The organism is Urechidicola vernalis (assembly GCF_031846385.1).
Lineage (GTDB): Bacteria > Bacteroidota > Bacteroidia > Flavobacteriales > Flavobacteriaceae > Urechidicola > Urechidicola vernalis.
In genome coordinates this window covers 48,852-61,627 of the sequence record NZ_JAVRHV010000007.1, presented here as the reverse complement: position 1 = coordinate 61,627, position 12,776 = coordinate 48,852, and the positions used below count along the sequence as shown (strand labels likewise).

General features: G+C 33.8%; 11 protein-coding genes. 6 read left to right on the top strand and 5 right to left on the bottom strand.

From position 1 onward, the window contains the following. Positions 1 to 7 precede the first annotated feature (7 nt). Complete coding sequence (locus RM519_RS12250) at positions 8 to 466, bottom strand: NanQ anomerase/TabA/YiaL family protein (RefSeq protein ID WP_311594108.1); 459 nt, start codon at positions 464 to 466, stop codon at positions 8 to 10. Between the two features lie 70 nt (positions 467 to 536). Then, positions 537 to 1,445, bottom strand: a complete 909-nt coding sequence (locus tag RM519_RS12245) for a dihydrodipicolinate synthase family protein (RefSeq protein WP_311594107.1) — start codon at positions 1,443 to 1,445, stop codon at positions 537 to 539. Positions 1,446 to 1,860: 415 nt separating this feature from the next. Between RM519_RS12245 and RM519_RS12240 the strand changes: the two genes are divergently transcribed. Then, complete coding sequence (locus RM519_RS12240; protein WP_311594106.1) at positions 1,861 to 5,079, top strand: SusC/RagA family TonB-linked outer membrane protein; 3,219 nt, start codon at positions 1,861 to 1,863, stop codon at positions 5,077 to 5,079. 11 nt (positions 5,080 to 5,090) lie between these two features. After that, the gene (locus RM519_RS12235; RefSeq protein WP_311594105.1) at positions 5,091 to 6,587 is read left to right on the top strand and encodes a RagB/SusD family nutrient uptake outer membrane protein; all 1,497 of its coding nucleotides are present in this window, start codon (positions 5,091 to 5,093) and stop codon (positions 6,585 to 6,587) included. A gap of 98 nt (positions 6,588 to 6,685) precedes the next feature. Here RM519_RS12235 and RM519_RS12230 read toward each other — a convergent pair whose 3' ends face one another. Beyond that, entirely contained in the window at positions 6,686 to 7,867 is a 1,182-nt protein-coding gene (locus RM519_RS12230; RefSeq protein WP_311594104.1) for a heparan-alpha-glucosaminide N-acetyltransferase domain-containing protein, read from the bottom strand. A gap of 157 nt (positions 7,868 to 8,024) precedes the next feature. Here RM519_RS12230 and RM519_RS12225 point away from each other — a divergent pair, with 157 nt between their 5' ends. The 3 genes from RM519_RS12225 to RM519_RS12215 are packed head-to-tail and all read left to right on the top strand — an operon-like array spanning position 8,025 to position 10,222. Continuing rightward, positions 8,025 to 8,447: a hypothetical protein gene (locus RM519_RS12225; protein WP_311594211.1), complete on the top strand. Its 423-nt coding sequence runs from the start codon at positions 8,025 to 8,027 to the stop codon at positions 8,445 to 8,447. Between the two features lie 17 nt (positions 8,448 to 8,464). Then, the gene (locus tag RM519_RS12220; RefSeq protein WP_311594103.1) at positions 8,465 to 9,214 is read left to right on the top strand and encodes a lysophospholipid acyltransferase family protein; all 750 of its coding nucleotides are present in this window, start codon (positions 8,465 to 8,467) and stop codon (positions 9,212 to 9,214) included. Positions 9,215 to 9,226: 12 nt separating this feature from the next. Then, positions 9,227 to 10,222, top strand: a complete 996-nt coding sequence (locus tag RM519_RS12215; RefSeq protein ID WP_311594102.1) for an acyl-ACP desaturase — start codon at positions 9,227 to 9,229, stop codon at positions 10,220 to 10,222. Here the strand turns inward: RM519_RS12215 and RM519_RS12210 are convergent. Together RM519_RS12210 and RM519_RS12205 are read right to left on the bottom strand one after the other, a co-directional pair. Then, positions 10,219 to 10,998 carry an amidohydrolase gene (locus RM519_RS12210; protein WP_311594101.1) on the bottom strand — a complete coding sequence of 260 codons (780 nt, stop codon included), beginning with the start codon at positions 10,996 to 10,998 and terminating at the stop codon, positions 10,219 to 10,221. The genes RM519_RS12215 and RM519_RS12210 overlap by 4 nt on opposite strands. A 12-nt stretch (positions 10,999 to 11,010) precedes the next feature. After that, on the bottom strand, positions 11,011 to 12,153 hold the full coding sequence (locus RM519_RS12205) for a methionine aminotransferase (protein ID WP_311594100.1): 1,143 nt from the start codon (positions 12,151 to 12,153) through the stop codon (positions 11,011 to 11,013). A 166-nt stretch (positions 12,154 to 12,319) separates the two neighbouring features. On the opposite strand from RM519_RS12205, the gene RM519_RS12200 reads away from it, so the two are divergent. Further along, complete coding sequence (locus tag RM519_RS12200) at positions 12,320 to 12,772, top strand: hypothetical protein (RefSeq protein ID WP_311594099.1); 453 nt, start codon at positions 12,320 to 12,322, stop codon at positions 12,770 to 12,772. Positions 12,773 to 12,776 lie beyond the last annotated feature (4 nt).

Sequence of the window (12,776 nt, the reverse complement as noted above, 5' to 3'; positions counted from 1 at the left end):
AGTACTATTAAATTTTAACTTTAATAACAATTTTTCTTACGGTTTCAGATTTCTCATGAATTAATCCAGGAGCATGTAAATCATCTGGAAACAAAATACAGAAAAGACCTGCCTTAAGAATAACCGTTTTAAATTCTTCATGAAACAATTCATAATCGTTTTCTGAATCATATGGTTTTGAGGCAATCTGATCGAATTTAGAAACAAATCCAATTTCTTCACTTCCACTCAATACCAACTGAATATCTATATATTTTCGATGTGCCTCTAATCTAATTGACTCGTCAATTTCTTTCGTCTCATAATCACTTACGATTGCAAAAACAGTTTCTTCATTCAAATCGACAATCGTCTTACCCAAGGCTAGTGAAGATAGATCCATAATTTTTAAAAACTCTAACGCACCTGTGAGGTTATTACTTATCGATTTATATAAATCGATATTCTCTAATTTATCAATAATCATACAATTTTTTTTTAAACAAAAAACTCGGTACAAAATATACCGAGCTCCTTGAAAACTAAACTACTTGAAATTACAATTTACTGGTATAATCCATTATACCCGAATTTGTTAATATTTTTTTCACTTCGGAAAGTTCTTCATCTGAAAATGTTTTATGCGGATACCTACATGGCCCACAATCAACACCTAAAACTTTCATAAAAGATTTACCGGCACCGTTAAATCCACCTCTACCATTCAATTCATCGACAAACTGAGCCGATTTCGTCTGTAACTGAGAAGCAAGTGTGTGATCTCCCAGCTTAAACGCTTCAATAATTCCATAATATAATGGCGCTAAGTGATTATAGGTACTACCTACCCAACCAGTAGCCTCATAAGGCAAACTAGAAAGCAACATTTCATCTACACCATACAATATATTGTATTTACCATTTTTATAGTTTTTACAATATCTATAATCAATAACATCATTCTTGGTAAACTTAATCCCGCCTAAATTTGGAATTTTTGTCTCAGCCAATTTTAAAAATTCTAGCATTGAAAAATCCGCCCCAGATAAAACTGGAATGTGATAATAATAAAAAGGCAAGTGTGGAGCGCAAGCCGCAATCTCAGCACAGTATTCTACCAACGACTCTAAAGTCGGTACAGTAAAATAATACGGAGCCAACGTAGAAATTGCATCTACTTTATCTGCACAGTGCGTTACCAAATCTTTAGAAACCTTTAAACTTGTATGACCAACATGGTTTATAACAAAAAAATCATCAGACTTCACTTTAGACCATGCTTCTATTATTTCTTTTCTCTCATCAACTGTTAAGGAAACAAAATCTCCAGTTGAGCCATTTACAAAGACTCCAGCAACCTTATTCTTTTTTAAGAACTCATTGTATCTAGGCACTAAATCAACATTTAAAGATCCATCATCTTTCAATGGAGTATATGTAGCAGCGATTAAATTTTTTATATTCATTTTAATATGTATAACATAATGCAATATTAGGTAACCGAATTGAATTAACAAAGAAATATTGCAGATAATTACATTATTTCCGTCTATTAAAGATACAAAAAGAAGTCGGTTAAATCAAACCAAATAATGAAAAACAACCAATAAACACGGTAGATTTCAGAGCCTAAATCAAGATCGATTAACAGCAAACCATCACCTACATTGACGCTAACCAACTACAAAAAAAACCGTTTGGTCTGCCTCCATATTTTTCGGAAAATTTTAAAACTCAATCATTTATTTTCGCTGATTGGGCTAAGATTTTTTGTTTGTTCAAAAAATAATGTATAGTATTGCATTATGTTATACATAAAACAAGTAATATAATATGGGACAAACAAACAAACTTATTAAAAGCATATTCATGCTTTGTTTGATGATACTGTGCACAAGCGCATATAGTCAAACTAAAACTGTTACAGGAGTTGTAACAGACTCGCAAAACGAACCGCTGCCCGGTACGAGTATAATAATTAAAGGGACAGCCACCGGAACCGAAACAGATTTTGATGGAAACTTTTCTATTGATGTATCGGCCGGAGACGTATTGGTCTTCAGTTTTGTTGGATTCGCAACACAAGAGATTACCGTAGCAGATCAAACTACAATTAACGTTTCTATGGAAGAGAATGACTCTGTACTAGACGAAGTTGTAGTAACGGGTTATGGTTCACAATCTAGAGCAACACTTACTACTTCGGTTGCAAAATTAGATACTGAAATTTTAGAAACCTCAACAAGATCGAACGCAGCAACAGCCTTACAAGGAACTATTGCCGGATTAAGAGTAACCAATACTACAGGACAACCTGGTTCTACTCCTCAAATTGTATTACGTGGTGGATCTACTTTTGACGGTAAAGGAGACCCGCTTATTTTAGTTGATGGGATACCAAGTTCTTTTTACGCCTTAAACTCAGACGATATTGAATCGATCGAGGTATTAAAAGATGCCGCTGCAACTGCTATTTATGGAGCAAGATCTGCAAACGGAGTTATTTTGGTAACTACAAAATCTGGTAAAGCTGGTAAAAGTTCTATCAACTATAAATACAAGTATAGTATAAATAACGAACGTAACGATCAAGAATACTTAACTGCCGAAGATTTCTTGAACTATAACAGACAAGGTCATGAGTACGCAGAGCAGGTTTTAAACAACCCTAATTTTATTCGTCAGTTTTTAACTGGTGCTAACTCGTTTGCAACTGGTGGTAACGCAACTAACTCACCTTTTACAACACAAACACTCACACCTGCAAATCAATATTTATTAAATCAGCCTGGTTGGAACTCTATTCCGGATATTTTAGATCCGAGTCAAGAAATTTTATTCTATGACAATCAAGACGTAGGTGATAGAATTTATCAAGATAGTAGTACAAGAGACCACTACTTATCTTTTGACGGTGGTAATGAAGATGGAACCTACTATTTAGGTTTAGGAATTCTAGACAATGATGGACTAATTTTAGGTTCTGGATTTGAAAGATATTCTGGTAAATTCAGTGGCTCTTATAATATTAGAGAAAACATAAAAGTGAACTCTAACATTTTATATTCTCATTCTAATTTAAGTAGAAGTCCACTAGGTAGCGACAACACCGTATTTAGAAGATTCCAAGGGCAAGCACCAACATCTAGAGATTACGATAATAATCCTGATGGAACTTGGTCTGATGTTTATGCAGTAGGTCAAAACCAAGGATTTGGTAACCCATTGTACTACCAAGATAAATTTGTTAGAAAAAACTTAGAGCAACGTTTATCAGCTAATGTTGGTATTAGTTGGGATATTATTGACGACTTAACCTTAGCGGTTAACGGAAGCCACTTTACAGTTAACAATCATAACGAAAGTTTTAACAGAGCCTATAGAGTTGGAAGCACAACTGGGCCATTAAGAACTGGACGTGAAGCTGCTGTTAGTTTAGGCAGAACTTTAAGAAACCAAGTTACTGGTACTTTAAATTATACTAAGAAAATTGACAATCACAATTTCAATGCTTTATTAGGTGCTGAATATTACAAAGACAATTATTTTTCAACTTCTGCAGGAACAAGAAATTCTCCAACGGATTTAATTGAAACATTAAATGCTGGAGCAGAAGCAAATGGTATTCCTTCAAGTTTTGAAACTGAATATGTAATTTCTTCAGTATTCGGAAGGTTGTTATACGATTATAACAATAAATATTTATTCTCATTTACTTTCAGAAATGATGGTTCATCAAGATTAGGCAATAACAAATACGGATTCTTCCCTGGAGTTTCTTTTGGATGGAATTTACACAACGAAGATTTCTTTATAAATTCTTCTTTTGCGAATGTTTTAAACAGAGTGAAGCCAAGATTGAGTTATGGTGTTAACGGAAACCAAGAGGTATTAAGCAACTACGGTGTGTATGGTGCTTATGGTAGCCAAGGAGTTTATAATGGACAAACTGGTTATGCAAATACTGCTTTACCAACATTAGACTTGCAATGGGAGAAATCTACTACGCTTAACGGAGGTTTAGATGTTGCGTTATTTGATAACAGGTTAACATTAATTACTGATTTCTACTCTAGAGATATTGAAGACAAATTAGCTAATTTAACATTGCCTTATTACACTGGATTCAGTAGCATTTTAACAAACAATGGTACTATTAGAAACAAAGGTGTTGAAATGCAAATTAATGGAGACATCATTAGAAACGACGATTGGACATGGAATGTTGGAGCAACATTTTCTGCCAATAAAAATTATGTAGTTGATCTTCCAGAAAATGACAATGACTTAAATAGACAATACGGAACATTAATCTGGAATGCTAAAACAGGCCAAGAAGAATGGGTTGGAGGTCTACAAGAAGGACAGAGAGTTGGAACAGATTTAGTTGTTGCTTACATTCAAGATCGTATTTATACAGATCAAGCAGATGCCGATGCAGACAACCATATTACTGACGAGATTATGCCAGGCTTTAGCCGTAACCAACGTTGGGCTGGAGATGTAAAATGGGTAGATCAAAATGGTGATGATGTCATCAATAGTTTAGATAGAAAAGTGATTGGTAGAACTACTCCTGATTTTGTTGGAGGTTTAACGTCTAGTTTAAAATACAAGAACTTCAACTTATTTGTTAAAACAGATTTTGCAACTGGTCATTTAGTTTGGAACCATATTAGAGCAAAAGGATATGGACAAACGCAAGGAAACTTGAACCAACCAATTGAGGTGAAAGATTCATGGACACCAACAAACACTGACACAGATTGGCCTAGAATGGTATTCGTTAATGCAGCGAAAAACGTTTGGAGAGGAAATGAAGGAAGTTCATTTGGAAGTTCAACGAGTTTACAAAATGCAGGTAACAGCCAATTCTGGGAAAAAGGAGATTACTTAGCTATTAGAGAGGTAACCTTAAATTACAACGTACCAACAGATGTATTTAAAGGTGTTGTTCAAAACATGAACCTTTTTGCAACAGGAAGTAACCTACACTACTTTAAAAGTATGAGTGGAGATACACCAGAAGTTGGAGGTGTTCAATACGGACAGTTCCCTATGCCAGTAACATTTACATTAGGACTTGACGTAACATTTTAAATATTAGAAAAATGAAAAAAATTATATACATATTATTCGCCGCTGTTCTTGTAAGTTCATGCGAAAGCCAACTAGAACTAACCAGTCCTAGCGAATTAACCGCTGCCGGATTTTGGGATACTGAAGAAGGAGCCATGACAGCGCTTACAGGTATGCACGCCAACTTAAGATCATCTGCCGGTACGTTTTGGAGATTAGGAGAAGTAAGAAGTGATATCTGGGGTGGAAGAACCTATGAGTCTGCTGCCGATTTAGACTTAATCGAATCTAATATTTCAGCTTCAAATGCACCTTTTGGTGGATGGGGCGGATTGTATACAAGAATTCACAGAATTAACGACTTTATCCTAAATGTACCAAACATTACATTTGTTGAAGAAGCAGATAAAAATCATGTAATGGGACAAGCTTATGGTTTAAGAGCATTCTATTACTATACACTATTAAAAACCTGGGGAGATGTGCCAATTATTTTGGAACCTCTTGCTGATGTTGACCCTTCTGCATTAAGTAAACCTAGATCTTCTCAAACGGAAGTAATGGCACAAATAAAAGCTGATATTGCAGCCTCTTTAAGTTCATTTGGAACTGATAACAGTTTCTTCCAAGACAGTAAAGTATATTGGTCTAAAGCAGCAACGCTAGCACTAAAAGGAGACGTATTTATCTGGTCTGGAAACTTGTTAGGCGGAGGAAATACAGATTTAGACGAAGCTTTAACCGCACTTGGTTCAATTGCTGGATTAGGTATTAGTTTAGAGGATAGTATGTCAACTTTATGGGGCGTAGACAATGAAAATAATAGTGAATTCATTTTTGCAATGGATTATACAAGAGATGAAGCTTCTAACATTTACAATAGTTTAACTGGAAGAAGTACAGAGATCAACCCTCAATTTAACGATGCGGGAGATTCTATGATTGACTTTGTTATTGCAGGTGCAAATCGTTACGGACAACATGAAAAAACAATTTTATTGTTAGACGATAATGATGATGAGCGTAAGGATGCCACTTTTATCAGATTATATATTGATGATAATGCAGGAACTGGCTACCCAACTTATGACGAGCCTGCTTATTTCGGTTCAATTTTCAATAAATTCTTGGGTAAGGTAGATGCTACGGATAGAATTTTCGAAAATGATGTGCCAGTGTACAGATACGCAGATGTTTTGCTTTTAATTGCTGAAGCTAAAAACTTGAAAGGTCAAGATCCTTCAGGAGAAATCAACCAAATTAGAGCAAGAGCATTTGGAGCAAACTATGACCCAGCAACACATGATTATGTAAATAGCACTCCTACTGATAACGCAAATGCAATTTTAAATGAGCGTTACAAAGAATTTATTGGAGAAGGTAAAAGATGGTGGGATTTAAGAAGAGCTGGAGACAGTTACGTATTCCAAGAAGTACAGTATGTAAACGACGCTTATCTATTACTATTACCTATTACGGATGATATGATTGGAAGAAACCCATTATTAGAGCAAACTCCAGGATATTAAACTTGTTTTTTAGTTAATTTTCATCAATTATTTGAGTTAATTTTTGAAAGAAAAAAGAGGTCTTACGACCTCTTTTTTTTATGCTTAATAATTAAAAGTTACAACTTTAAACTATATCCTCTTTTTTGAAACCAACCTACTAAAAGCACTACTAATAATGCGAAAACAAAAGAACCTATAAGTCCAACAACACCCGTATTTAAGAAATCAGGAAAGTCTATATTCAATAGTATAGCAATAGGATATACAAAGTAAGGAATCATATAACAAGTCAGTGTTGCAGTACCAGCAGGGGAAATAATAGTTGCCCATTTCGTGTGTTTTTTCACATCACAAATAACATATAAAACAGCAAATGAAATAAATCCAATTCCTAAACAGATTCCAACCCAAGCTGGTGTTCCTTGTATTTTAGAAATACCCCAATATGGTCTTATCAATAGCCCATAACAAATACATATTATTCCAATCAACGTTAGTACACTTACTATTGATTTGGATTTGTTGATAGACAACCTTTGAAAAAGTAAGGTTGCTAAAATACCACCTGTAGTAAACACTGGAACCGTCCCGCCATACCAAACTCCTAAGAAACTCAGATACTTTGGTAATTTTGGGAGTAGATCAGAATGACTCAATACTACTAGAATATTCAATAAAACAAACAAACCAAATATAACGGCTAGTTTACCTTTTCCATATAAAAAGACCAACCCATTTAACAAGTAAGCCCATCCAATTAAGCCTAATATACCCCACCATTGGGTCTTCATCCAAACATCTCCATGAGCACCACCTTTATATACTACGGCCAACCAAATTAATATTCCGAGTCCAACCAATTGTATTGGAATGTGCATTTTTTTTGGTAATGGACTACGCTTCCAATTCATCCAAATTAACACAACAGCCAACGCCATCAGTATTTCCCACCATTGCTTTCCAATACTAGTACTATCGTGATTGATAGATTCAAAATTGACCATATATACACCAATTACTAATAGAGATATAGACCTGATTAAGACATGTTTTGCAATTGCTACATTCGAATCTCCTTTTTTCTTTCTTACTGCAATTGCATAAGGAATACTCAATCCAACTATAAATAAAAATAGTGGAAAAATTATATCAGAAAAACCTAAATAATCTTCTGTTGCAGATGCGTGTTGCAACCATTTCGGAATGTCAATTAAACTCCAAAAATCATTGACCCAAATCATTAAAAGCATGGTTAAGGCACGTAAGACATCAATTGAAGCAATTCTATTTTGAGCCATATTTATTTGAATTTATAAGTTTATGCTACAATCTAATTCATCAAATTGAAAGTCCCCTCTATTTTTCTACCAATAACATCGAAATTTAGATAAACAAAAATTTTAGGTTTAATTTATTTAGTACTTTTACTTCCGAATCAAAACCATAAAAAACATGATGCTTCAACTTCACTCTTGGTGGGCCTATTTAGTTTTAGCCTTCTTAATTATTGCAACTCTAAACGCCATAACTGGTACAACTTCTAAAAGAGATTTTAAAGATAAAGACTTACGTATTTCACTATTTACTTTAATTGTAACTCACATTCAATTATTGATTGGATTGGGCTGGTATTTTATGTCTCCAGGTTATAAATTATTGAAGGAAAATGGAATTGGAAATCTTGATTCTTATACCCGATTATTAGCAGTTGAACACCCGTTAATGATGATTATTGCAATTGTGCTAATTACAATGGGTTGGTCTAAACATAAAAAGAAAGATAACGATACTGCTAAATTTAAAACCATTGCCATTTTTTATGGATTGGCTTTAGTTGTTGTTTTATCTAGAATTCCTTGGACAACTTGGTTTAATTAAGCCTCAATAAAAATTTAATGACGTTTTTAAAAAAACTTATTGCTTACCCCTTGTCTGCAATATACTATTTGTTCTTTGGGCTTATTTTGGTATTATTTCACCCAATACAATGGCTTTCACTTAATATAGGTGGCTACACGGCACATAGGCATGTTGTCAATTTTATGAATCTTTGTTTGGTTAGGACTTTACATATTTTAGGAACGCGCATTTCATTTAGAAATTCACACCACCTTCCAACAGACAAACCTTTAATTATTGTTTCAAATCATCAGAGTTTAAATGATATTCCAACGCTATCTTGGTATATGCGTAGACACCATCCAAAATTTGTTGCCAAACAAGAATTAGAAAAAGGGATACCGAGTGTATCTTTTAACTTAAGGCATGGAGGTAGTGCTTTAATTGACAGAAAAAATCCAAAACAAGCTTTAACAGTACTTAAAAAATTAGGGCAACTAATTGAAAAGAAGACTTTTTCTGCTGTTATTTTTCCAGAAGGAACTAGAAGCCGCGATGGAAAACCAAAACGTTTTTCAGAAAATGGGTTAAAAATGTTGACCAAATTCGCTCCAAATTCGGTGGTAGTACCCGTAACAATTAACAATTCATGGGAGTTTTTAAAGTTCGGTGGTTTTCCTATGGAATTAGGTGTTCATTTGACTTTTGATGTTCATGAACCCATAGAAACAAAATCATTAAAATTCCCTGAATTATTCGAAAAAGTGGAAGAAACGGTTAAAAATGCCGTAATTTTGCCAGACTAACATTATTTAGTCATGTCTACATTTAATATCCGTTTAGAGGTAATGAAAACTATCGAAAAAAATATCGATAGTTTGGTTGATAATTTTTTAATTGCTCCAGAAAAAATTTGGCAACCAACCGATTTTTTACCAAATCCACAAAGCGATAGCTTTATTCATGAGATTGAAGAAATTCGAGAAATCTCTAAAGAGTTAGACGATGACTTTTGGGTGTGCTTAATTGGTGATACTATTACCGAGGAAGCATTACCAACGTACGAATCTTGGTTAGTTGATGTCGATGGCGTATCACAACACAGTGAAGGTGGTGGAGATAATGGCTGGGCAAAATGGATTAGAGCTTGGACAGGAGAAGAAAACAGACATGGTGATGTTTTGAACAAATACCTTTATTTATCTGGGCGCGTAAACATGCGTGAAGTTGAAATCACTACACAACATTTAATCTCGGATGGGTTTGATATCGGTACGGCTCGTGACCCATATAAAAACTTTGTGTATACAAGTTTTCAAGAATTGGCAACATATGTTTCTCATAATAACGTAGCAAAAATTGCTCGTAAAAAAGGACATAAATTATTGGCTAAAATGTCAAAAATTATTGCTGGTGATGAAATGAGACATCATTTGGCATATACTGAGTTTATTAGACAAGTTTTTAAATATGATCCTAGTGAAATGATGCTAGCTTTTCATCATATGATGAAACATAAAATTGTTATGCCTGCCATGCACTTACGTGAATCTGGAGGGCAAAAAGGTGACTTGTTTGATCAATTTTCTACTGTTGCACAGCGTTGTGGTGTGTATACTGGTTTCGATTATGTTGATATTCTTAGTAAGCTTAACAAGGCTTGGGAAATAGATAAAATTACCGGGTTAACTCCAGAAGCTGAAAAAGCACGTGATTATTTAATGAAGTTGCCAGCCCGTATGACTAGAATTACTGAAAGAATTGTAATTCCGGATACGAAGTACAACTTTAAATGGATGAATCCTATTTCTTAGTAAACCTCGAACGAATCTCGATCGTTTAAGAATTGAAACTTATTACGTAACGTATTTAATTTATTTTTATCTAGAATAACCTCTAATATCTCGGGTGAATTTTCAGATGTATTTCCAATAGATTTTCCTAAAGGATCTATTGCTTGTGAATGTCCATTAAATTCGTAGTTGTTTTCATCAAATCCAATCCTATTTACACCTACCACATAAGACATATTTTCAATGGCTCTTGCTTTCAAAAGCGTATCCCAAGCATTAATTCTTGGTTTTGGCCAATTAGCCATATAAATTAAAACATCATAATTTTTGGTATTTCTAGACCAAACAGGGAAACGCAAATCATAACAAATCATAGGGCAAATTTTCCATCCTTTATAATCAAAAATCAATCGTTCCATCCCTGGTGTATACTTTTTATCCTCTCCAGCCAAAGTAAATAGATGTCGTTTATCATAATAACGAAGTGCTCCGTTTGGATACACAAAAACCATTCTATTGTAATAATTTTCTCGTTCCTGAATTACTAACGAGCCCATAATAGCTTTATTCAATTCTTTGGCTTTATCCTGCATCCAATTTACCGATGATCCATCCATGGTTTCTGCACAATTTTCTGGATGCATAGTAAAACCAGTTGCAAACATTTCAGGAAGCACTATCAACATTACATCTTCCGAAATGTTTTGTAACATCTCATCATATTGCGATAAGTTACCTAAAATATTTTCCCAAAGAATATTGGTTTGAATCGCTGCAATTTTAAGTTCTTTAAACATCTTCTAAAATTACTAAATCAAATTTAAAATATCAGCCGCTCGTCTTAAGGTCTCACTTTTTTTCGCAAAACAAAAACGCAGCATTTTGTCATCGCGATTGTTTTCATTAAATTCTGACAAAGGAATTGATGCTATTTTATAATCTTCTACCAATCGTTTTGCGAAATCTATATCTCCTTCATTTGTTATATTTTCAAAACTCAAATTTTGGAAATAAGTCCCCTTAGATGGGGAGAATTCGAATTTAGAGCCCTTAATCAAGTCCAAAAATAAATCTCTTTTCTCTTGATAGAATCCATTCAATTCCAAATAATGACATGGCTCTTTTAAATAGTTCGCCAATGCAATTTGTGTAGGGTGATGCACGCTAAACACATTAAACTGATGCACTTTTCTGAACTCCTTCATCAGTTCTTTTGGACCACAACAATAACCAACCTTCCAACCAGTTACGTGAAAGGTTTTTCCAAAAGACGCCGAAATAAAACTGCGAGATTTTAATCCAGCATATTTACATACACTTTCATGGAGGGCATTGTCAAAAACAATGTGCTCGTACACTTCATCGCTCAATAAAATTATATCAGTCCCATTTGTTAATTCTTGCAATTTCAACATATCCGATTCTGAAAAAATAGCACCACTAGGATTGTGCGGTGTATTGATGATGATCATTTTAGTCCTGTTAGAAATCTTTCGTTGAACCTCTTCCCAATTTACGCTGTAATTTGGTCTATTTAATTGAATAGGAATAACCTTTCCTCCATTCACTTCGATAGCAGGCTCATAACAATCATATGCTGGTTTAAACAAAATTACTTCATCTTGTTCTCGAATAAAAGCACTAATAACCGTGAATATAGCTTGAGTAGCACCGACAGTTACTGTTATTTCACTTTCAGGATGGTAACTAGAATTATACAAAGATTCATATTTCTTAGAAATCTCCGATCTTAATTCCATCACACCCGCCATAGGAGCATATTGATTATAACCCGATACCATTGCGTCATTACACATTTTTTTTAGCAATTCATCACATTCAAAGTTCGGAAATCCTTGAGAAAGATTAATTGCGTTATTCTTTTGAGCCAATGCGCTCATAATGGTGAAAATTGTGGTTTTTACCTTAGGAAGTTTTGATGAAAAATGCATCAATTAAATGTTTAACTTAAATTATTTAATTCTTAAAATTAAGATTTTCTTTTTACAAATTAATTTAATTCGTATTCCAGATTGATAGGATACAAATTAAAAAACGACTAACAATCTAGTTTTCAAATACTATAGTCCTTTTCTCAAACTTTTAAATCTTTGTCTTATGTCTGTTGAAAAAATTGTAATCACTAACGCTATAAAAATGTATATCGGTATTCTTCTATTCTTTCTTCTTATGAAATTAGTTGGTCTAGAATCGGTAACGGAATTACGTATGTTAAATTTCCTATTTGTTTTTTGGGCTGTAAATGCTGCCATCAAAAAAAATATTTTTGAAAATGGAAATTCTATTTATTTTCAAAATTTATTTATTGGGTTTTTTACCGCTCTGACTGCTTTGATATTCTTGGTTATCTCTTTAGTCTTTTATTTATTTTATATCGATCCTTCATTCCTTCGAATTTTAGAAAGTTCAACATTATGGGGAGAATCTTTAACTCCTCCCTTAATTGCATTCGCTATCTTTATAGAAGGTATAGCATCATCTATGATTTGCACCTTTATCGTAATGCAATATTGGAAGAACAAAAAGGTGGATACTACAGCAACAGTTTAATAAA